The sequence below is a fragment of the Paraburkholderia sp. PREW-6R genome (genome assembly GCF_039621805.1).
In the GTDB taxonomy this organism is placed as follows: domain Bacteria; phylum Pseudomonadota; class Gammaproteobacteria; order Burkholderiales; family Burkholderiaceae; genus Paraburkholderia.
Window position 1 is genome coordinate 1994756 of sequence record NZ_CP155074.1, and the last position, 22295, is coordinate 2017050.

The window sequence follows — 22295 nt, forward strand, 5'->3', positions numbered from 1 at the left end:
CGACCCAACTGCTTCATCCGACAATGCGATGTGCCAGCCACGGCTGCTTCGTCATCCGCTCGGCTTCGAACTGGCGGATCTTGTCGGCGTGACGCAGTGTGAGGCCGATGTCGTCGAAACCGTTCAGCAGGCAGTACTTCCGAAACGCCGCAACTTCAAACGGATACTCCGTGCCGCCGTCCGACGTGCGGACCACTTGCGCTTCCAGGTCGACGGTCAGCTTGAAACCACTGAACGCGTAAGTTTCGTTGAACAGATGATCGACTTGCTGTTCCGTCAACACGATGGGCAGCAGTCCGTTCTTGAAGCAGTTGTTATAGAAAATGTCAGCAAAGCTCGGCGCGATGATCGCGCGAAAGCCGTACTGCTCGAGCGCCCACGGCGCGTGCTCGCGCGAACTGCCGCAACCGAAGTTCTTGCGCGCCAGCAGGATCGACGCGCCCTGATAACGCGGCTGATTCAGCACGAAGTCCGGGTTCAGCGGACGCTTCGAATTATCCTGGCCGGGCTCGCCGTGGTCGAGGTAGCGCCATTCGTCAAACGCGTTTGGGCCGAAACCCGTCCGTTTGATCGACTTCAAAAACTGTTTTGGAATGATCGCGTCCGTGTCGACGTTTTCGCGATCAAGCGGCGCCACGACGCCGGTATGTACGATGAATTTTTCCATGACGCTTCTGCCTGTCTCAAGACCGGGCGATGCGCGTGGCGGCTGCATAGCCCCTCGCCGCATCGCCGGCAAAAATCGAAAACCGCTTATTTGTCAGCGTGGTTGCTGATCGAATTGCCGAGGTGCGACATGTCCTCGCCGAATCCGTGCACCGTGTTGCAACCGGCCAGACCGAGCAGTAGCCCGGTCAGGGTGCCGAGTGCGAAGCGGCGCAGTAGAGTGGTGCGATTCATGTTCTTCATCATGCGATTTATCCAAGCTTGCGAATATCGACGAAATGCCCTTCGATGGCCGCAGCCGCAGCCATCGCGGGGCTAACCAGGTGGGTACGGCCACCGGCGCCCTGACGACCTTCGAAATTGCGGTTCGACGTGGACGCGCAACGCTCACCCGGATCGAGCCGGTCGGCGTTCATCGCGAGACACATCGAGCAGCCGGGCTCACGCCATTCGAAACCGGCGTCGGTGAAAACCTTGTCGAGGCCTTCGCGTTCCGCCTGCGCCTTCACCAGCCCCGAACCCGGTACGACCATGGCAAGACGGATGTTCGGCGCGACGCGGCGGCCAAGTTTCTTCACGACGTAAGCCGCGGCGCGAATGTCTTCAATGCGCGCGTTGGTGCACGACCCAATGAAGATTTTATCTGGCTTGATGGATTCAATCGGCGCATTCGGTTCGAGCGCCATGTATTTCAGTGCGCGCTCCATTGCGTCACGCTTGACCGGGTCTTTCTCGCGCTCGGGATCGGGCACGCGGCCGTCTACGGCAGTCACCATTTCCGGCGACGTGCCCCACGTGACCTGCGGCACGATTTCAGCGGCATTCAACTCGACCACGCGATCGAACTGCGCGCCGTCGTCGGACTTGAATTGCTTCCAGTACTCGACCGCGTGATCCCACTCGACGCCTTCCGGCGAAAACGGGCGGCCCTTCAGATAGTCGATCGTGGTGTCGTCCACGGCGACCATGCCGGCGCGCGCGCCGGCTTCGATCGCCATGTTGCAGACCGTCATGCGGCCCTCCATGGACAGCGCGCGAATGGTCGACCCGCCGAATTCGATGGCGTAGCCGGTGCCGCCTGCCGTGCCGATCTTGCCGATAATGGCGAGCACGATGTCTTTAGCAGTACAGCCGCGCGGCAGTTGACCCTCCACCTTCACGAGCATGTTCTTGCTCTTTTTCTGCAGCAGCGTTTGCGTGGCCAGCACGTGCTCGACTTCCGACGTTCCAATGCCGTGCGCCAGCGCGCCAAACGCGCCGTGCGTCGACGTATGCGAGTCGCCACAGACGATCGTCATGCCCGGCAGCGTAGCGCCCTGCTCCGGCCCGATGATATGCACGATGCCCTGACGCAGATCGTTCATCTTGAACTGCGTAATGCCGTAGCTGTCGCAGTTCGAATCGAGCGTATCGACCTGCAGCTTCGACACCGGATCGGCAATCCCGTGGCTGCGGTCCGTGGTCGGCACGTTATGGTCCGACACGGCCAGGTTCGCGCTGATGCGCCATACCGGACGCTCGGCGAGCTTCAGCCCTTCGAACGCCTGGGGGCTCGTAACTTCGTGCAGCAGGTGGCGGTCGATGTAAAGAATCGTCGTACCGTCGTCTTCCGTGTGGACCACATGGGTGTTCCACAATTTGTCGTAAAGAGTCTGTGCCATGGTATGCGGGGTAGTAATGACTGAACTGCAGACTGAACTGCGGGCTGACCGTGTCGGTCGATTATGCCACGCGGCGGCTCGCTCCGGGTCTCCCCATCAGGGAAAAAACCGATAAAAAACAGTGAGTTGGGTGGTAGTGCCGATACCTGTATGGGTGTTACCCGGCAAGGCATGACGTCCGTTTGTTTGCGGGTAAGCGCATAAAAGAAAACGCCCTGACGGTTGACCCGTCAGGGCGTTTTACTTCACTCGGTCTACGTTCAAACGATGCGGTTGCAGCGCACATTGCCTGCCAGGGCGCCGCCAACAACCTCGACTTAACGCTTGTCGATAGGCTTCGCTTCGCGTTCCGTGTCACCCACGAACAACTGACGCGGACGGCCAATCTTCTGTTCCGGATCGGCGATCATTTCATTCCACTGCGCAATCCAGCCGACCGTACGCGCCATCGCAAAGATACACGTGAACATGGACGTCGGGATGCCCAGCGCGCGCTGCACGATGCCCGAATAGAAGTCGACGTTCGGGTACAGCTTGCGCGACACGAAGTATTCGTCTTCCAGTGCGATCTTTTCGAGCGCCATGGCCAGCTTGAACAGCGGGTCGTCGTGCAGACCCAGCTCTTCCAGCACTTCGTGGCAGGTTTCGCGCATGAGCTTCGCACGCGGATCGTAGTTCTTGTACACGCGGTGACCGAAGCCCATCAGCTTCACGCCCGAGTTCTTGTCCTTCACCTGCTTGATGAACTCGGGAATGTTGTCGACCGAGCCGATCTCTTCCAGCATGTTCAGCGCTGCTTCGTTCGCACCGCCGTGCGCCGGGCCCCACAGACAGGCGATACCCGCGGCGATACACGCGAACGGGTTCGCGCCCGACGAGCCGGCGAGACGCACCGTCGAGGTGGAAGCGTTCTGCTCGTGGTCTGCGTGCAGGATCAGGATACGGTCGAGCGCGCGCACCAGCACGTCGTTGACCTTGTACTCTTCGCACGGATTCGAGAACATCATGTGCATGAAGTTCGCGCTGTACGACAGGTCGTTCTTCGGGTACGCGAAGGGCTGGCCGATGCTGTACTTATACGCCATGGCCACGAGCGTCGGCAGCTTCGCGATCATGCGAATGGCCGACACTTCACGGTGGCGCGGATTGTTGATGTCGAGCGAGTCGTGATAGAACGCCGACAGCGCGCCGACTGCGGCGACCAGAATCGCCATCGGGTGTGCGTCGCGACGGAAGCCGCGGAAGAAGAAGTGCATTTGCTCATGCACCATCGTGTGGTTCGTGACAGTCTTCACGAACTCTTCTTTTTGCTGCACGTTCGGCAGTTCGCCCTTCAGGAGCAGGTAGCAGGTCTCGAGGAAGTCTGCGTTCTGCGCGAGGTTGTCGATCGGGTAGCCGCGGTACAGCAGCTCGCCCTTGTCACCGTCGATGTACGTGATCGCCGAGTTGCAAGCCGCCGTCGACATGAAGCCCGGGTCATACGTGAACTTGCCGGTTTGACCGTACAGTTTGCGGATGTCGATCACGTCCGGGCCGAGGGTGCCCTTGTAAATCGGCATTTCAACGCTCGGCGAATTGTCGCTGAACGATAGCGTGGCTTTAACATCTGACGGGGTCATAGCACATCCTCAATCGAAGTATGGAAACAGGTTTTCGATAATTGCAGGCCTGGAACAGCGAACAGGCGGCGCGCTCAAGCCGGTCATGCGTTCCGCAGCAGCTCCAGCACCCGGATCATGTCCGGGCTGGCAAGTTCGCCTTCTGGTTCCTTGCGCGCAAGCAGCAAGTCCATCAGGTCGTTATCGCTCAGCTCGAGCAGGCGGGTAAGTGCACCCACGTCGGCGTCGCTGAGGTCATGCTCATATCGGCTGAAAAAACGTTCGAAGATCAGATCGTTTTCCAGCAGGCCGCGCCGCGCGCGCCAGCGAAGGCGAGCGCGGCGAAGAGGGTCGGACTGATGCGATGTTTCTTCCATCTCAGACCGCGCGGCGCACCATCAATTCCTTGATCTTGCCAATCGCCTTGGTCGGGTTCAGGCCCTTCGGGCAAACGTCGACGCAATTCATAATGGTGTGGCAACGGAACAGACGGTACGGATCTTCCAGGTTGTCCAGACGCTCGCCCGTTGCCAGATCGCGGCTGTCCGCGATGAAGCGATAGGCCTGCAGCAGGCCGGCGGGGCCGACGAACTTGTCCGGATTCCACCAGAAGCTCGGGCACGACGTCGAGCAGCTGGCGCACAGGATACATTCGTACAGACCGTCCAGCTCGTCGCGTTCTTCCGGCGACTGCAGACGTTCCCGCTCCGGCGGCGGCGTGTCGTTGATCAGATACGGCTTGATCGAGTGATACTGGTTGAAGAACTGCGTGAAGTCGCAGATCAGATCACGCACGACAGGCAGCCCCGGCAGCGGACGCAGCACGATCTTTTGCGGCAGATCGTTCAGGTTCGTGAGACACGCCAGACCGTTCTTGCCGTTGATGTTCATGGCGTCCGAACCGCACACGCCCTCACGGCACGAGCGGCGGAACGACAACGTTTCGTCGACAGCCTTCAGTTTGACGAGTGCATCCAGCAGCATGCGTTCGTGCGAGTCGATTTCGATCTCATACGTTTGCATGCGCGGCGCCGCGTCCTTGTCAGGATCGTAGCGGTAGATTTCAAATGTACGCTTAGCCATTTCTGAATTCCTTTGACTTGTGCCTTAGAAGGTCCGCGCCTTCGGCGGAACCGATTCGACTGTCAGCGGTTGCATGTGAACCGGCTTGTAGTCGAGGCGATCGCCTTCGCTGAACCACAGTGTATGGCGCAGCCAGTTTTCGTCGTCGCGATGTTCGAAGTCGTTCTGCGCGTGTGCACCACGGCTTTCTTTACGGGCTTCGGCGGAAACCATCGTGGCGCGTGCCACCTCGATCAGGTTCTCCACTTCCAGCGCTTCCACGCGGGCCGTGTTGAACACCTTCGACTTGTCTTTCAGGTGAATATGCTGGGCGCGTTCCGCCACTTCACGGATACGCTCGACGCCCTCGGCCAGCAGCTTCGACGTGCGGAACACGCCGGCATGGGCCTGCATCGTGGCGCGGATTTCGGCTGCGACGGTTTGCGAGTATTCGCCCGAAGAAGACCTTTCCAGCTTGTCCAGACGCGCCAGCGAGAAGTCGGCGGCGTCGGCCGGCAGCGGCTTGTGCTCTTTCAGGTCATTCACGTGCTTGACGATGTGGTTGCCAGCCGCACGGCCGAACACCACGAGGTCGAGCAGCGAGTTCGTGCCGAGACGGTTCGCGCCGTGCACCGACACGCACGAGCATTCGCCCACTGCGTAGAAACCGTTGACGACTTCTTCGTGACCCCGCGCCGTACCCACCACCTGACCGTTGATGTTCGTGGGGATACCGCCCATCTGATAGTGGATGGTCGGCACAACCGGAATCGGCTCCTTGATACAGTCGACGTTCGCGAACTTCATCGCGATTTCGCGGATCGACGGCAGACGCTTCATGATCGTCTCCGCACCGATGTGCGACAGGTCGAGCAGCACGTGATCCTTGTTCGGACCTACGCCACGGCCTTCCTTGATTTCCTGGTCCATCGAACGCGAAACAAAGTCGCGCGGCGCCAGATCCTTCAGCGTCGGCGCGTAGCGTTCCATGAAACGCTCGCCGTTCGAGTTGCGCAGAATGCCGCCTTCGCCACGCACGCCTTCGGTAATCAGCACGCCCGCGCCGGCCACGCCGGTCGGGTGGAATTGCCAGAATTCCATGTCTTGAAGCGCAATGCCCGAACGCGCGGCCATGCCCAGGCCGTCACCGGTATTGATGAACGCGTTCGTGGATGCCGCGAAGATCCGGCCTGCGCCGCCCGTGGCGAACAGCGTGGTCTTGCCTTCGAGGATGTAGACGTCGCCGGTTTCCATTTCCAGCGCGGTCACGCCGAGCACGTCGCCGTCGGCGTCGCGGATCAGATCCAGCGCCATCCATTCGACGAAGAACTGCGTCTTGGCCTCGACGTTTTGCTGATACAGCGTGTGCAGCAGCGCGTGACCGGTACGGTCAGCAGCCGCGCAAGCGCGTTGCACCGGCTTTTCGCCGTAATTCGCGGTATGGCCGCCGAACGGGCGCTGGTAGATCGTGCCGTCGGCGTTACGGTCGAACGGCATGCCCATGTGTTCGAGTTCGTACACGGCGTTCGGTGCTTCGCGGCACATGAACTCGATCGCGTCCTGGTCGCCGAGCCAGTCGGAACCCTTGATCGTGTCGTAGAAGTGGTAATGCCAGTTGTCTTCGCTCATGTTACCGAGCGAGGCGCCGATTCCGCCCTGAGCCGCAACCGTGTGCGAGCGCGTGGGGAACACCTTGGACAGCACGCAAACCGACAGACCGGCGCGTGCGAGCTGCAGCGAAGCGCGCATTCCCGAGCCGCCTGCGCCGACGATAACCACGTCAAACTTGCGACGCGGCAGAGAATTTTTGATTGCAGCCATTCTTTTACACTCTCCAGAGAATCTGCGCAGCGTAGCCCGCGCTTGCGAGCAGCCAGACGATCGTCAGCGCCTGAAGTAACAGGCGCACGCCAACGGGCTTCACGTAGTCCATCCAGATGTCGCGCATACCGACCCATGCGTGATAGAACAGCGCAAGCAGCGTGACGAAGGTGGCGAGCTTCATCCATTGCGTGGCGAAGATCGACGCCCAGCCTTCGTACGAGAAATCATGCGCGCCGAAGAACCAGGCGAGCAGGATGACCGTGTAGATCGCCATGATCGTGGCGGTCACGCGTTGCGCGAGCCAGTCGCGCAGACCGTAATGCGCGCCAACGACGAGACGCTTCGAACCAATTCGGTTATGAGAGGACATTTATTAGAATGCTCCGAACAGTTTTGCCGCGAATGCGATGGTGAGCAACGACGACACGACCATCACCACGATGGAAGTCTGCTTGCCCTTTTCCTTCGTGACGGAATTGTGATTCGTGTCCATCAGCAGGTGACGCACGCCTGCGCAGAAGTGGAACAGGAAGGCCCACGCCAGAACGAGCGTGATGAGCTTGACGATGATGTTGGAGAGGAAACCTTTGAAGACTTCGAAACTCAATTCAGAAGTCAGGCTCTGATCGAAGAGGTACAGCAGGAACGGAAGAAAAACAAAAAGCAGACCACCGCTCACGCGATGAAGAATCGACACACGCCCCGCTAGCGGGAGACGGTATGCCGTCAATATCTGCCCGATACCGATGTTCCGGAATTCCGGCCTCGGTTTTTTTACGGCTTCAGCCATGCTAGACCCCTACTATGTAGTCACACTAATCCGCAATTTTAGCGCCTTTTTATATCGCGCTGCAGCGAAAACCACCACAGGTCCGCTGGAGCGTGCGTGATGAAGGCGCCTTCAAACAGGCGTGCGTGTGGGACGCAGCACCCTTTTCATCCTGTCTCAGCTTAGATCGTTCTGATAGTAATACCCGGTTGTGACATACCAGCCGCGGCGCACCTCGACCGGCCGGTCTCCATATGTATAGGACACGCGCTCGACCGATAGCAACGGAAAACCCGTAGGCACACCCAGCAGATCAGCCACGGTGGGCTCGGCGGCCACTGCGCGGATTTTTTCCGTCGCGCGAATCATGCGCGTGCCGAACTCGGTCTCGAACATCGCGTACAGGGGACCCTTGTACTCCGACAGCCGCTCGAGCGTGAGCCCCCGGAACACGGCACCTGGCAGCCAGATTTCATCGAGGACGGTCACTTCGCCGTCGAACTGCAGCAGACGCCTGATCAGCACGACCGGCTCCGCAGGCTTCAGATCCAGCTGACGCGCGATATCCGCAGACGCACGCAAGCGCCGGCACTCCAGCAGACGGCTGACGTGCGGATGCTCCGCGCCGTCATCGGCCAGTAACCTCAGGAAGCGAAACTGAGCACGCTCTTCGTTGTGCGTCGCAACAAACGTACCTTTGCCCTGGCGCCGTACGAGCAGGTTATCTGCAGCCAGTTCGTCGATGGCTTTGCGCACCGTCCCTTGGCTAACCTTGAATCTGGCCGCCAGTTCGACTTCACTGGGAATGATCTCGCCAGGCTTCCATTCGCCGCTTTCAAGACTCTGTGTAATCAGACCTTTGATCTGTTGATATAGCGGGCTGAAAGTGGGCGAAGCAGCAGGCACGGCGGCGGATGCACCTTCTCCCGCGGCCCCTTGGCCATTGGGATTCGTGGTGTTCGCCGGGTTCGGATTCATCCGCGCATTTCATCATAAAGCGGCAGGGTGCGTCTAGGGTTTTCCCCGCAACAGATATGTCTTATATAAGACATAAGATAATGTTGACTTTGTGTGTGACGACTCCTACACTGCCTGTCGAGCAAGGGTTTGCAGGCTTTTCGGCGGTCGCTGTCAGCTGTTGGGCGCAGCGCCGCAAACGCACTGGCAGCCTCCCTGCACCATGCCGTTCCCACGCAGTTCAGGTTTCGATTCGCCGCCACTCGCTGGCCAGACGTTCGACGAAACGCGCTGTATCAAGGAGCCCGCACCGTGCAGCGGCTACCCGGCGTTTGAAGTCTCGCTGTCGCAACGTCCCCGAAGTTTCAATGCCCACTTCCCCCGCTCTGCAGCACAGGCTTCCGGCATGGCAGTCTCGCCACGCACGCCACGCAACCGTCGTGAATTTCGCGGCCGCGGGCGAGCAGTGAATTCCGCCGTGTTTCACAACGCTTCGCTGAACGCGCATATAGAATGGCGTTTTCCCCTAGCGTCTAACGCATCGTCCTGGAGATTTCTCAATGGCTAAGCCCGCAAAGCGCGTTGCCGTCACCGGCGCCGCAGGTCAAATCGCTTACTCCCTGCTATTTCGCATCGCCAACGGCGATCTGCTCGGCAAGGACCAGCCGGTTATCCTGCAACTGCTCGACCTGCCGCAAGCGCAAGGCGCCGTCAAAGGCGTCGTGATGGAACTGGATGATTGCGCATTCCCGCTGCTGTCGGGCGTCGTGATCACCGACGATCCGAAAGTCGCATTCAAGGATGCAGACGTGGCCTTGCTGGTCGGCGCGCGTCCGCGTTCGAAAGGCATGGAGCGTAAAGACCTGCTGTCGGCGAACGCCGAAATCTTCACGGTTCAGGGCAAGGCGCTGAACGAAGTCGCCAGCCGCGACGTGAAGGTGCTGGTGGTCGGCAACCCGGCCAACACCAATGCCTATATCGCGATGAAGTCGGCGCCGGATCTGCCGAAAAAGAACTTCACCGCCATGCTGCGTCTGGACCACAACCGCGCGCTGTCGCAACTGGCCGCCAAGTCGGGCAAGCCGGTCGCGTCGATCGAAAAGCTGGCCGTGTGGGGCAATCACTCGCCGACCATGTACCCGGATTTCCGCTTTGCAACGGCGGAAGGCGAGAGCCTGACCAAGCTCATCAACGACGACGAATGGAACCGCAACACGTTCATCCCGACCGTCGGCAAGCGCGGCGCAGCGATTATCGAAGCGCGCGGCCTGTCGTCGGCGGCGTCGGCGGCTAACGCTGCAATCGACCACGTGCGCGACTGGGTGCTCGGTACGAACGGCAAGTGGGTCACCATGGGTATTCCGTCGGATGGCTCGTATGGCATTCCGGAAGACATCATCTACGGCGTGCCGGTGACGTGCGAGAACGGCGAATACAAGCGCGTCGAGGGTCTGGAAATCGACGCGTTCTCGCGCGAGAAGATGGACGGCACGCTAAACGAGTTGCTGGAAGAGCGCGAAGGCGTTCAACACCTGCTCGACTAAGTGCCTGCGCGAGCAGTCTGGAATGCCCGGAAAAGCGCCGGGCCGGCAGGCAGTTTCTGGCGGCCCGGCGTGAAGCGGTGACGCAACGCACAGCGCCACACCTGCGTCACCGCGAAGCGTTCCAGTAGTCAGTGCAAATGCCGGCGCAACGCAGGTCCAACGGCTCAAACCAGCCTGCTTCGTGCCCGTATTCGCACCTGATCCGAACGCGCTTTGCTCCCCACTTGCTGAATTTCAGCAGACGCAGAGCGCGCCCGAATCAGCTTTCCCCAACGACCATCACGCTCCTGACGCCGAAGATGCGCGCCCTCACACCCGCCGAAGTGCTGTTTGACGGCGAAGCGCCGCCCGCTGTGCTGCCTGCCTGCGATCACTACGCGGGCAGCGAAAAGCTGATGCTCAAATCGCTTGCGTTGCAGCAGCAGTTGGGACCGGTCTTCGACATTACGCTCGACTGCGAAGACGGCGCCCAGGTGGGCCGCGAAGCCGAACATGCCGAACTGGTGGCGTCGCTGCTCGGCAGCGAGCACGACCGCTTCGGTCGCGTCGGCGTGCGGATTCACGACTTCGATCACGCCCATTGGCGCGACGACGTCCGTCTCATTCTGCGCGCGGCAAAGCGTGCGCCCGCTTACATCACGCTGCCCAAGATCCGTAATGTGCCGGACGCCGCCGAAATGGTCGCGTTCATCGAGGCTACACGGCGGGAACTCGGCATCGCGCAACCGGTGCCGGTGCAATTGCTGGTCGAAACGCACGGTGCGCTCACCCGCGTTTTCGATCTGGCCGCCCTCCCCGGCGTGGAAGCGCTCAGCTTCGGCCTGATGGATTTCGTCTCCGCGCATGACGGCGCGATTCCCGACACCGCGATGCGCTCGCCCGGCCAGTTCGACCACCCGCTCGTGCGTCGCGCGAAGCTGGAGATCTCGGCCGCGTGTCACGCGTACGGCAAGGTGCCGTCGCACAACGTGAGCACGGAAGTGCGCGATATGAGCGTAGTCGCGAACGACGCCGCGCGCGCCCGCAACGAGTTCGGCTACACGCGCATGTGGAGCATCCACCCGTCGCAGATCGAAGCGATCGTCGCTGCCTTTGCCCCGCGCGACGAGGAAATCGCTATTGCCACTGAAATTCTGCTGGCCGCGCAGTCCGCGCATTGGGGTCCTACACGCCATCACGACACACTGCACGATCGCGCCAGCTACCGGTATTACTGGTCGGTGCTGCGTCGCGCGCAGTCCACCGGCCGCGACGTGCCGCAAGACGCGGCGCCGCTTTTCACGAAAGTGGGTACTGACATGCCAGCCGGCTCATGATGCGGAGCGGGAAGCCTGCCCAGCGCTATCTGGATGACGCCAGGCAGGCCGTTGATAGTACGAGCGGCGCCGTGGCCGATCGGCCACGGGATCGCGCAGTGCAACATGTAGCCAGCCTTGAAGACATAGCAGTTCAACCGGAAACAAGCACGCACACAGGAGATTTCGGGAGATGAGCGAGACGACGCAAACCGCAGGCACACAAGGCGGAGACGAACCCAAAGGCGCTTTCAAGCCGAAGAAATCCGTCGCGCTGTCCGGCGTCACGGCGGGCAACACGGCCCTGTGCACGGTCGGCAAGACGGGCAACGACCTGCATTACCGCGGCTACGACATCCTCGACATCGCCGGAAACTGCGAATTCGAGGAGATCGCCTATCTGCTGGTGCACGGCAAGCTGCCCACCCAGGCCGAACTCACCGCGTACAAGATCAAACTGAAGGCGCTGCGCGGCCTGCCCGCGAACGTCAAGGCCGCGCTGGAATGGATCCCGGCCGCCGCCCACCCGATGGACGTGATGCGCACCGGCGTGTCGGCGCTCGGCACCGTGCTGCCGGAGAAGGACGACCACAACCTGCCGGGCGCGCGCGACATCGCCGACAGGCTGATGGCCTCGCTCGGCTCGATGCTGCTCTACTGGTATCACTACTCGCACAACGGCAGGCGCATCGAGGTGGAAACCGACGACGACTCGATCGGCGGCCACTTCCTGCATCTGCTGCACGGCGTGGAGCCGTCGAAGGCGTGGGTCGATGCGATGCACGTGTCGCTGAACCTGTATGCCGAACACGAGTTCAACGCGTCGACCTTCACGGCCCGCGTGATCGCGGGCACGGGCTCGGACATGTACTCGGCCATCACGGGCGCGATCGGCGCGCTGCGCGGCCCGAAGCACGGCGGCGCCAACGAGGTCGCCTTCGAGATCCAGTCGCGTTACCAGAACGCCGACGAAGCCGAAGCGGACATCCGCAGGCGCGTCGAGAACAGGGAAGTGGTGATCGGCTTCGGCCATCCGGTGTACACGATTTCCGACCCGCGCAACAAGCTCATCAAGGAGATCGCGAAGAAGCTGTCGAAAGACGCGGGCGACAACAAGCTGTACAGCATTGCCGAGCGGCTGGAATCGGTGATGTGGGAAGCGAAGAAGATGTTCCCGAACCTGGACTGGTTCAGCGCGGTGTCGTACCACATGATGGGCGTGCCCACGGCGATGTTCACACCGCTCTTCGTGATTGCGCGCACGGCCGGCTGGAGCGCGCACATCATCGAGCAGCGGGTCGACAACAAGATCATCCGCCCGAGTGCGAATTACACCGGGCCTGAGAATTTGAAGTATTTACCGCTAAATAGGAGAAAATAGCGGTCGCTGTGCGCTTTGAAAGCGCGTGCAGTTCAACCCGCGCGGTCGCCAGGACCGGTAGCTCGCGCGTTCAACTGAAATTAGATAGAAAGGTTTTCTCCATGAATAAGCTGATGATCGCCGCCGTGATTGGCGCCCTGTCCACGACGATGCTGTCCGTCGCGACTGACGCCGCCGCGCAACCGGCGACCACCACGAAGCCCGCCGCAAAAACCACGGCGAAGCGTCCGCAGCCCAAACGCCTGATCAAGCGCAAGGTCAACCCCGCCAAGGAAGCGCAGGTCGATCCGGTACCGGAAGGTGCGGAAAAGTGGTCGTGCAACGAAGGCCTGGCTTTCGAATTGAAGGGCGACATGAAGCGTGACCAGATCGTCACGGTTCATTGGGCGAACAAGAACTACAACCTGCCGCGCGAAGCCACCACCACGGGCGCTGACCGCTTCCACGACGCGGCGAGCGGCATGGATCTGGTCGTGATCCCGACCAAGGCCATGTTGTTCTCGGACAAGGACAGCTCGCGTCTGGCCGACGAATGCAAGACGGCGGCCATGGTGCAAGGCGCACCGGCTCCCACGCAGTCGAACGCGATCAACAAGACGAACTGATCAGTCACATCAGGAAGAACCTCGATGTCCGCTCCGATTTCCAACGTACGACCCGACCCGGATGTAGTCCTGGTCGATATCGTCGACTACGTGCTGGGATTTCAGATCGACAGCGCGCTTGCGCTCGAAACCGCGCGCCACTGCCTGATCGATACGCTCGGCTGTGGACTCGAGGCGCTCTCCTACCCGGCGTGCACCAAGCTGATGGGACCGATCGTGCCGGGCACGATCGTCCCCAACGGCGCAAAAGTGCCCGGCACGTCGTTCCAGCTCGACCCGGTACAGGCCGCCTTCAATATCGGCGCCATGATCCGCTGGCTGGACTTCAACGACACCTGGCTCGCGGCGGAGTGGGGTCATCCGTCGGACAACCTCGGCGGCATCCTGGCCACGGCCGACTGGCTGTCGCGCACGGCCATAGCCGGCGGAAAAAAGCCGCTGAACATGAAAGACGTTTTGATCGCAATGGTCAAGGCGCACGAAATTCAAGGCTGTATCGCGCTGGAAAACTCGTTCAACAAGGTCGGGCTCGACCATGTGCTGCTGGTGAAGGTCGCGTCCACCGCGGTGGTCGGCCAACTGATCGGCCTCACGCGCGACGAGTTGATCAACGCGGTATCGCTCGCCTTCGTCGACGGGCATGCGCTGCGCACGTACCGGCATGCGCCGAACACCGGCTCGCGCAAATCGTGGGCCGCTGGCGACGCGACCTCGCGCGCCGTCCGCCTTGCGCTGATCGCGAGAACGGGCGAGATGGGCTATCCATCGGTGCTCACCGCGAAGACGTGGGGCTTCTACGACGTGTTGTTCAAGGGCAACGCATTCCGGTTTCAGCGTCCATACGGCTCGTATGTGATGGAAAACGTGCTCTTCAAGATTTCTTTTCCGGCAGAATTCCACGCGCAGACGGCGGTGGAAGCGGCCATGAAGCTGCACGCGCAACTCGCTGCCGAAGGCAGGCGCGTCGAAGACATCAGCCGCCTCGTCATTCGCACGCATGAAGCCGCGATCCGCATCATCGACAAAAAGGGGCCGCTGAACAACCCGGCCGACCGCGATCATTGCATCCAGTACATGATCGCGGTGCCGCTGATCCACGGCCGGCTGACCGCGGCGGACTATGAAGATTCGGTCGCGCAGGACGCGCGCATCGACATACTGCGCAGCAAGATGGAATGCGTCGAGGACGCGCAGTTCACGCAGGATTATCACGATCCGGAGAAGCGTTCGATCGCCAATGCATTGACGATCGAATTCAACGACGGGTCGAAGTTCGACGAAGTCGTTGTCGAATACCCGATCGGGCATAAGCGTCGCCGCGAAGAAGGCATTCCGCTGCTGGTCGAGAAGTTCAGGACCAACCTCGCGCGCCGCTTTCCGGTCAGGCAACAACTGGCGATTCTCGACGTGTCGCTCGACCAGGCAAGGCTCGAAGCCATGCCGGTCAATGAGTACGTCGATTTGTACGTCATCTAGTCAAGTACTGTAGTTCCGCGATCAAACCAAGGAAAACACCATGGCCCACAACCTCCACAAAACGCTCAAGGAATTCGACAGCGGTTCCGGCAAAGGCAAGTTCTACTCCCTGCCGCAACTCGGCAAGGCGCTGAACCTCAAGATCGACCGTCTGCCGGTTTCGATCCGTATCGTGCTGGAATCGGTGCTGCGTAATTACGACGGCAAGAAGATCGCCGAAGAACACATCGAACAACTGGCGAACTGGAAGCCGAGCGCCGCGCGCGTCGACGAAATCCCGTTCGTGGTGTCGCGCGTCGTGCTGCAGGACTTCACCGGCGTGCCGCTGCTCGCCGACATCGCGGCAATGCGTGGCGTCGCAAAGCACATGGGCAAGGATCCGAAGTCGATCGAGCCGCTGGTCCCGGTCGATCTGGTCGTCGATCACTCGGTGCAGATCGATCACTTCCGCGAAAAGAACGCGCTCGACCTGAACATGAAGCTGGAATTCCAGCGCAACAACGAGCGCTACCAGTTCATGAAGTGGGGCATGCAGGCATTCGACACGTTCAAGGTCGTGCCCCCGGGCGTCGGTATCGTTCACCAGGTGAATCTGGAATACCTTGCACGCGGCGTGCACAAGAAGGCCGAAGGCGCGGACACGGTGTACTACCCGGATTCGCTGGTCGGCACGGATAGCCACACCACGATGATCAACGGCATCGGCGTGGTGGGTTGGGGCGTGGGCGGTATCGAGGCAGAAGCCGGCATGCTTGGCCAGCCGGTGTACTTCCTGACGCCGGACGTGGTCGGCGTGAACCTGAAGGGCAAACTGCGTGAAGGCGTGACGGCTACCGACCTGGTGCTGACCATCACGGAACTGCTGCGTAAGGAAAAGGTGGTCGGCAAGTTCGTCGAGTTCTTCGGCGAAGGCACGCGCTCGCTGTCGCTGCCGGACCGCGCGACGATCGGCAATATGGCGCCGGAATACGGCGCCACCATGGGCTTTTTCCCGGTCGACGAAAAAACCATCGACTACTTCAAGGGCACGGGCCGCACGGACGCTGAAATTTCCGCGTTCGAGAACTACTTCAAGGCCCAGAACCTGTTCGGCATTCCGAACGAAGGCGACATCGACTACACGAAGGTCGTCACGCTCGATCTCGGCACGGTGGCACCGTCGCTGGCTGGCCCGAAGCGTCCGCAAGACCGCATCGAAATCGGCCATGTGAAGTCGACCTTCAGCGATCTGTTTTCGAAGCCGGTTGCGGAAAACGGCTTCGCCAAGAAGTCGGAAGACCTCGACGCGCAGTACACCACGAGCAACGGCGTCGACGTGAAGAACGGCGACGTGCTGATCGCCGCCATCACGTCGTGCACCAACACGTCGAACCCGAGCGTGCTGCTGGCCGCCGGCCTGCTGGCAAAGAAGGCGGTGGAAGCCGGCCTGACGGTCGCGCCGCACATCAAGACGTCGCTCGCACCGGGATCGCGTATCGTCACCGAGTACCTGACGAAGACCGACCTGCTGAAGTACCTGGACAAGCTGGGCTTCACGCTGGCCGCTTACGGCTGCACGACCTGTATCGGCAACGCGGGCGACCTGACGCCGGAACTGAACGAAGCGATCACGAAGAACGACATCGTCGCGGCCGCCGTGCTGTCAGGCAACCGTAACTTCGAAGCGCGTATTCACCCGAACATCCGCGCGAACTTCCTGGCTTCGCCGCCGCTGGTCGTGGCTTACGCGATCGCCGGCAACATCACGCGCGACCTGATGACCGAACCGGTCGGCAAGGGCAAGGGCGGCAAGGACATCTACCTCGGCGACATCTGGCCGACCAGCGAAGAAGTCAACGCGCTGCTCAAGTTCGCGCTGGACGCCGACGCGTTCCGCAAGAACTACTCGTCGCTGACCAAGAAGGGCGACCTGTGGAGCAAGATCGAAGGCGAAGAAGGTCAGGTGTACGACTGGCCGAAGTCGACCTATATCGCCGAGCCGCCGTTCTTCGGCAAGGACTTCTCGATGACGCCGGCAGACAGCATCGCCGCCGTGAAGGACGCACGGGCACTGGGCATTTTCGGTGACTCGGTCACGACCGACCACATCAGCCCGGCTGGCTCGATCAAGGAAGATTCGCCGGCTGGCAAGTGGCTGAAGGAAAACGGCGTGCAGAAGGCCGACTTCAACAGCTACGGCTCGCGCCGCGGCAACCACGACGTGATGATGCGCGGCACGTTCGCAAACGTCCGGATCAAGAACCTGATGATTCCGGCCAAGGCTGACGGCTCGCGCGTGGAAGGCGGCCTGACGATTCACCAGCCGAGCGGCGAACAGCTGTCGATCTATGACGCAGCGATGAAGTACATCGACGCCGGCACGCCGACCATCGTGTTCGCGGGCGAAGAGTACGGCACGGGCTCGTCGCGTGACTGGGCGGCCAAGGGTACGCAACTGCTGGGCGTGAAGGCGGTGGTCGCACGCAGCTTCGAGCGGATTCACCGTTCGAACCTCGTCGGCATGGGCGTTCTGCCGCTGCAATTCAAGGGCTCGGACAGCGTGCAATCGCTCGGCATTACCGGCGAAGAAACGTATGACATCGAAGGCCTCGGCGCGGACTTCAAGCCGCAACAGGAAGTCACGCTGGTGATTCGCGGCAAGGACGGCGACGAGAAGCGCGTGCCGGTGCTGCTGCGTATCGATACGCCGATTGAAGTCGACTACTACAAGCACGGCGGGATTCTGCCGTTCGTGCTGCGTTCGCTGCTGGCTGCTTGAGTGTGCGGGTGACCGCTTAAGCAGGCGGTCACGCGAACGGCCTTGGCTGGTTTGCAGGGGCTGCGTCCTGTGGAGGGCGCAGCCGACTTTGAAAGCCCGACCTTGGTCGGGCTTTTTTTTCGGGTTTTTGCGGTTGGAGTTCGGCGCTGGCGGTAGCGGCTGAATGAAGCCTTTCAAGTGCCGCAGCGATCAATCGGGTGCGGACTGGAATGCTTTTGGATTGTCGGTGATCCGACGCTGCGTCATGTGGCCATTCCAGTCGGATTCGGCCGGCACGTGGATGCGTGCGCGAGTGGACATGCGTGGGCTGCGTTGCCGCGCCGCCCAGGCGGATAACGCCATTTGCGCAACGCTGTCCGCCTTCGACGACGGGCGTGCCGTCGTCTGCAGCGTGGTCGATGGGTCGGCCGGCGGGAAACGTTCGAAGAGGCCGCTCAGTGTCGGGGCGGCTGGCGGGAGGTTAGCCGAACGTGCGTTGTGGGTTACTTGCCCAGCGACGGTGATCCTGCGCTTTGCCTTTGCGGTGTGGCGCGGCATGGCCGCGCTCGCGGACGCCTTTGCCAATTTCTGCGACTGGGGGATCTGCTGAACCAGCGGTTCCAGCGTGGTTGGCAGTGGTGTCTGTGGGATCGTTGATGCTGCCGGCGAGAGGCTCTGCGGACCCCTTCGCCGTGCGCTTTGTCGTGCGCGTTCTGGCGCCTCTAGTGGTGCCTTCAGTGCTGTGTCAATTCGCGGCGATGCAGCTTCAACCTGATCGCGTGCGTGGACGCCAGCCGGAACAGCCTTGGTCGGCGACGCTAACGACGACGACGCAACGATTGCGGGACGACCGCCGTCATGCGCCGAGCAGGTGGCCAACAACCACGCAAGCGCGATGCTGCAGGCGACGAAAATCGTCACGCCGAGCACATGGTCAGAACGTGACGACTGATGGCGCGCCCGGGCCGGCTCGAGATACCGCCTGACCTCCGCAAGGTGCGACGCAAAGCGCTCGGAAACATCTGGCGGCGACGGCAGCTTGTAGAGAAACACGAACTTTGGCGGCGGTGGCGGCGTCAACGGATTCTTGCGCTGCACGGCATTCCGGACAGCCTGCTGCGCGGCATTCAACGGCGCAGCGTGCGGATCAGGCCGAACCGCTTGCGTATGTCGACGACGCGCACCGAAAGGCGGTGGCAAACCGTTGAGCGGCCATAGGGTTGGAAGCGCAAGAGGGCCCTGTATCAAGGCAAGCGGTCGATTCATTTTCACTGACTCCGATGGGGCAGCGCCGCCGTGTCGAGTTGCGCGATCAGGGCTCGGGCGCGTGTTGTCAGGGCGTCGATGGAGTTCGTGCCCATTCTTCGCGGCGACGTGCTGGCGCGTTGGAACGCTCCCATCAGGTCTTGTGCGCCAACCAGGCCTACTGCTCCGCTTAGTCTGTGGCACACCCGGCTTAGATCGGCCGCATCGCTTGCACGGCGCAGCTCGTGCAGACGACCTAGATCGTCGTTCATTTCACGACGCCAACTGGCCAGGAACAATGGAAGATCGATCCCTTCTTCCGAAAGCGCGTTGAGATAACGCGGCTCGAAGGGTTCGAATGATGCGCTTCGGCCGTCGTGCGCGGCTTGCGCGACATTCATCGGAAAGTGGGATGCGGACACTGGCGCCAACTCGGTGGCCTGCAACTCGGGCGTCGTCCAGGTGTCGACGGTGAACGGCGCACTGAATACCGCGCGCAACGGTGTACCGGCGGTGCTTGCAACGATAAGTTCGCCCTGCATGCGGCGTGCAAGCAGATGGCATAACCGCACAATGGAGTCCGGCTCGCCGGCCGCCGAAACGGAAAGGCGCGCAGGCGTGATGCCAGGCGATCTTTGGCCGGATTCCTTCACGACGAACGAGATGCGCTGCGACGCGGGATTCAATGACTCCGCTGCGACCAGCAGCGTGATTTCGTCCTGAGTCGCGGATCGAATGGCCTTGCTGAGAAGGAAAAAGAGCATCTGGCCGAGCCACACATGGTCCGCCAGAATCGTGTTAGCGAGCTTCTGATCCATGCTCACGCTGACGCGCACTGCGTGTTGCGCGGCCGACGGCCCCAGCAACGCGATCACGGCATTGCTGAGCTCGCCCACATTTGTCGCGGTTTCATCGAGGACAATCGTTCTTGCTTCGATTGGCGAGTCGTCTAGCAGATCGTGCAACACCTGATCCAGTATGCGCACCGCGGATCGGATCGTGCTATTGGGGCGTGACTGCGCGCTAACCGAGAGCTTCGCAGTCGCCCTTTCCGATGACTCCACCAGTTCCGCCACTGCCGAAAACGGCGCGACCAGACAGGCTTGGAACAAGCTGAACAAGCGCGCCCGTTCGCGCTCGGCTAGCGCCTTACCTTGGTCGGTCGCAGCGGCGCGGGTCGAGAAATCGACGGTGTCGGCGGCTCTCTCGCCAAGCATGTCCGGCTGGTGCGCCCGCGTCCACAATGTGCCGATGCGTTCGAGCGCGCGGCGAAGGACGACGGGCATCGACCTGCTTCGGATAGTGCCCCATAGATGCCGTGCGAATATTGATCTATTCATTATTGCCGGGATTAATCGATCAACCTATGTATCGATGCGAATTCCATAATGGCTGGCAGCGACGATAATCCAAGTTTTTCCTGAATTCGCATTTTGTACGTACTGATGGTTTTGTCACTCAGACACAGCCTGCTTGCAATATCCCGATTGCTTATCCCTTGCGCCATGAATTGCAATATTTCGACCTCACGAGCGGATAACGCACTCATGCTGCTTTCGGTTTCAGACAGCATCGATTCTGCCGGAAAACAGTCATAGCCAAATAAAACTGTCTTTAATGCTGTAATCAGCTCGCTGATTTCCCGACCTTTGCCGACATAGCCATTGGCCCCCGCGTTTCGCGCAAAGGTCGCCATGACGTGCTCCGGCTTGGCCGAAAGAACGAGAATGTAGGTCTGAACATTTTCCGCCCGGATACGACGGATCATGGACATGCCGTCCAGACGCGGCAAGTCAAGATCAAGGAGCACCAGATCGGGTTTGCGATTCAAGACCATCTGCAACCCATCCTCGCCGTCGCCGCACTCGCCGACTAACTCCAGCTCGGGATCAGCGCGAAGAACATTGGCAATGGTTCGGCGGACGATTGGATGGTCATCAATCAGTACGATTTTCTTCATTTGCAGCTCAATTATTTTGATATTAATCGATGGGCGCAAAAGGCCGAACCGCGTGCGCAATGGAAATTCGGCAAAATATTAACAAAAGCAACTAAAAATTTCTTCGGTTTAGTTCTGCGATAACTCACCAACGGAGGCGGGATTTTACATACGATGCGGGAAGAATTTTCCTAAACAGCGGATCGCGATTTATGTTGATATCAAAAAAAAATATGTATTTGAAAAAAGAAAGCGCGAAGAATGATCGCGCTTTCTTTGCCTTGCTGCGAGCCTTGACGCCCGCGCAGCCGGGTAGAACGGCCGAAAACGAAGTCTCAGCCGCTGCACTTGTATGTTTTATTTATGGCTGATCTTTCAATCCGGATTGCGTCGGCGTCACCCTGGCGTGCGACGGACTCATCGTTTGCGCATTACCCCGCGTAAAGTCCATTTCGACGCGACGATTCGGTGCGAGACATTCGATCAAGGCCTGTCGATCGTGATCGTGACACTGGACCACCGGATTATCTTTGCCGTGTCCGTGCGCGGAAATTGGCACCGTCACGCCGCCGTTCTGCAGATAGCGTTTGACGGTCTCCGCACGCTTTGCAGACAGCTGAAGGTTGTAGCTGTCGCTACCGAGGCGGTCCGTGAAACCGTCGATGCTGATCGCGGTGACATCACCCGCTTGCTTGAGATCGCGAATCAGTTGATCGAGCTTGGCCTTGCCGGACGGAAGCATGCCCGCGAGATCGCCTCGGTCGAACTTGAAGCTCGCGTCGGCCTGCAGCGTGATCTTCTGCGGGACCGGCGACGCGACTCGCGCGACGGCCGGCGGCGGGGTGCATGCCTCAAGTGCCGCGCCAAGAGCAGGCAAGCCTTTTTCGACGCCATTCACGAGACGCTGACTTTCATCGAAGTCACGCGTCCATGCCTCGTGACCCGCGTGAATCATCTCCACCTCGGAGCAGGCGGCGAGGCGTTGTGCTTCCTGACATTGCGGGAACTGCGGAGCGACCTTCGCCGCCAGAATCTGTTTCCAGAGGTCCGGCCGGATCACCGAAGCAGTCCGCAAGTCCGGATTGTCGGCGGAGAGCCCCTGGCCTGTCTCCAGCGCCGTGGTCAGGCGGTTGGCTTCGACAAGCGCTTCTTCGATAAAGCCCCAGCCGTCATGGCTCGAACGTTCGTCGCGGGCTGCATTCAGCCAGCACTGCGCCTTATCGCCGAAATAGTTATTTTTGCGATCGCCGAGCGCATCAAGCCGACCCTGCAGCGCACTCAGCGTTTTGCCGTTTTTCATACCGCTATAGGTGCCGATCCACTGTTGTGTGACCGCACCTGCAGGATGGTCCTGCGTGGCGCTAAAGCCGGTCTGCAAAACCGTGGGATCCTGGATTTGCAACCGGTCGCGTGTCGCGGATGACGAGCATCCCGCGACCATCGCAGTAAGCGCGATGGCAATTAACGAATACTTCATGTCTGTTTCTCATGGAAAGAGGGTCGCACGGAAGTTTCCCGTGCGACCCAGACAGCTAA

General features: G+C 60.6%; 20 protein-coding genes. 6 read left to right on the forward strand and 14 right to left on the reverse strand.

Annotated elements, in window-relative coordinates; genetic code table 11:
• Positions 1 to 13: 13 nt before the first annotated feature.
• From leuD to AAGS40_RS24170, 10 genes are all read right to left on the reverse strand, one after another.
• A complete protein-coding gene (gene leuD / locus AAGS40_RS24125) occupies positions 14 to 667 on the reverse strand; it encodes a 3-isopropylmalate dehydratase small subunit (protein ID WP_345815528.1) in 654 nt (217 codons plus the stop codon).
• Between the two features lie 86 nt (positions 668 to 753).
• On the reverse strand, positions 754 to 912 hold the full coding sequence (locus AAGS40_RS24130; protein WP_345815529.1) for an entericidin A/B family lipoprotein: 159 nt from the start codon (positions 910 to 912) through the stop codon (positions 754 to 756).
• 5 nt (positions 913 to 917) lie between these two features.
• Entirely contained in the window at positions 918 to 2327 is a 1410-nt protein-coding gene (gene leuC / locus AAGS40_RS24135) for a 3-isopropylmalate dehydratase large subunit (RefSeq protein ID WP_345815530.1), read from the reverse strand.
• A gap of 317 nt (positions 2328 to 2644) precedes the next feature.
• Entirely contained in the window at positions 2645 to 3946 is a 1302-nt protein-coding gene (gltA, locus tag AAGS40_RS24140; RefSeq protein WP_345815531.1) for a citrate synthase, read from the reverse strand.
• Positions 3947 to 4029: 83 nt separating this feature from the next.
• On the reverse strand, positions 4030 to 4302 hold the full coding sequence (locus tag AAGS40_RS24145) for a succinate dehydrogenase assembly factor 2 (RefSeq protein WP_345815532.1): 273 nt from the start codon (positions 4300 to 4302) through the stop codon (positions 4030 to 4032).
• Position 4303: 1 nt separating this feature from the next.
• The gene (locus tag AAGS40_RS24150) at positions 4304 to 5008 is read right to left on the reverse strand and encodes a succinate dehydrogenase iron-sulfur subunit (protein WP_345815533.1); all 705 of its coding nucleotides are present in this window, start codon (positions 5006 to 5008) and stop codon (positions 4304 to 4306) included.
• Positions 5009 to 5032: 24 nt separating this feature from the next.
• Positions 5033 to 6808 (reverse strand): succinate dehydrogenase flavoprotein subunit, encoded by a 1776-nt coding sequence (sdhA, locus tag AAGS40_RS24155; RefSeq protein WP_345815534.1) that lies wholly within the window; start codon positions 6806 to 6808, stop codon positions 5033 to 5035.
• Positions 6809 to 6812: 4 nt separating this feature from the next.
• A complete protein-coding gene (sdhD, locus tag AAGS40_RS24160) occupies positions 6813 to 7181 on the reverse strand; it encodes a succinate dehydrogenase, hydrophobic membrane anchor protein (RefSeq protein WP_345815535.1) in 369 nt (122 codons plus the stop codon).
• 3 nt (positions 7182 to 7184) lie between these two features.
• On the reverse strand, positions 7185 to 7601 hold the full coding sequence (gene sdhC, locus AAGS40_RS24165) for a succinate dehydrogenase, cytochrome b556 subunit (RefSeq protein WP_345815536.1): 417 nt from the start codon (positions 7599 to 7601) through the stop codon (positions 7185 to 7187).
• Between the two features lie 156 nt (positions 7602 to 7757).
• Positions 7758 to 8558, reverse strand: a complete 801-nt coding sequence (locus AAGS40_RS24170) for a GntR family transcriptional regulator (RefSeq protein ID WP_345815537.1) — start codon at positions 8556 to 8558, stop codon at positions 7758 to 7760.
• A 539-nt stretch (positions 8559 to 9097) separates the two neighbouring features.
• Between AAGS40_RS24170 and AAGS40_RS24175 the strand changes: the two genes are divergently transcribed.
• From AAGS40_RS24175 to acnA, 6 genes are all read left to right on the forward strand, one after another.
• The gene (locus tag AAGS40_RS24175; RefSeq protein ID WP_345815538.1) at positions 9098 to 10081 is read left to right on the forward strand and encodes a malate dehydrogenase; all 984 of its coding nucleotides are present in this window, start codon (positions 9098 to 9100) and stop codon (positions 10079 to 10081) included.
• 299 nt (positions 10082 to 10380) lie between these two features.
• The gene (locus AAGS40_RS24180) at positions 10381 to 11397 is read left to right on the forward strand and encodes an aldolase/citrate lyase family protein (protein ID WP_345815539.1); all 1017 of its coding nucleotides are present in this window, start codon (positions 10381 to 10383) and stop codon (positions 11395 to 11397) included.
• Between the two features lie 172 nt (positions 11398 to 11569).
• Positions 11570 to 12757 carry a 2-methylcitrate synthase gene (gene prpC, locus AAGS40_RS24185; RefSeq protein ID WP_345815540.1) on the forward strand — a complete coding sequence of 396 codons (1188 nt, stop codon included), beginning with the start codon at positions 11570 to 11572 and terminating at the stop codon, positions 12755 to 12757.
• 101 nt (positions 12758 to 12858) lie between these two features.
• Positions 12859 to 13362, forward strand: coding sequence for a hypothetical protein (locus AAGS40_RS24190; protein WP_345815541.1), 504 nt, complete (start codon positions 12859 to 12861; stop codon positions 13360 to 13362).
• A 24-nt stretch (positions 13363 to 13386) separates the two neighbouring features.
• Positions 13387 to 14838: a bifunctional 2-methylcitrate dehydratase/aconitate hydratase gene (locus AAGS40_RS24195; protein ID WP_345815542.1), complete on the forward strand. Its 1452-nt coding sequence runs from the start codon at positions 13387 to 13389 to the stop codon at positions 14836 to 14838.
• A 40-nt stretch (positions 14839 to 14878) separates the two neighbouring features.
• Positions 14879 to 17596: an aconitate hydratase AcnA gene (gene acnA, locus AAGS40_RS24200; protein WP_345815543.1), complete on the forward strand. Its 2718-nt coding sequence runs from the start codon at positions 14879 to 14881 to the stop codon at positions 17594 to 17596.
• A gap of 189 nt (positions 17597 to 17785) precedes the next feature.
• On the opposite strand, the gene AAGS40_RS24205 is transcribed toward acnA, so the two are convergent.
• The 4 genes from AAGS40_RS24205 to AAGS40_RS24220 all read right to left on the reverse strand — a co-directional run bounded on the left by AAGS40_RS24205 (position 17786) and on the right by AAGS40_RS24220 (position 22236).
• Complete coding sequence (locus AAGS40_RS24205; RefSeq protein WP_345815544.1) at positions 17786 to 18706, reverse strand: hypothetical protein; 921 nt, start codon at positions 18704 to 18706, stop codon at positions 17786 to 17788.
• A gap of 137 nt (positions 18707 to 18843) precedes the next feature.
• Entirely contained in the window at positions 18844 to 20106 is a 1263-nt protein-coding gene (locus AAGS40_RS24210) for a sensor histidine kinase (RefSeq protein ID WP_345815545.1), read from the reverse strand.
• A 65-nt stretch (positions 20107 to 20171) separates the two neighbouring features.
• Positions 20172 to 20780, reverse strand: coding sequence for a response regulator transcription factor (locus tag AAGS40_RS24215; RefSeq protein ID WP_345815546.1), 609 nt, complete (start codon positions 20778 to 20780; stop codon positions 20172 to 20174).
• Positions 20781 to 21120: 340 nt separating this feature from the next.
• Complete coding sequence (locus AAGS40_RS24220; protein ID WP_345815547.1) at positions 21121 to 22236, reverse strand: OmpA family protein; 1116 nt, start codon at positions 22234 to 22236, stop codon at positions 21121 to 21123.
• Between the last annotated feature and the right edge of the window lie 59 nt (positions 22237 to 22295).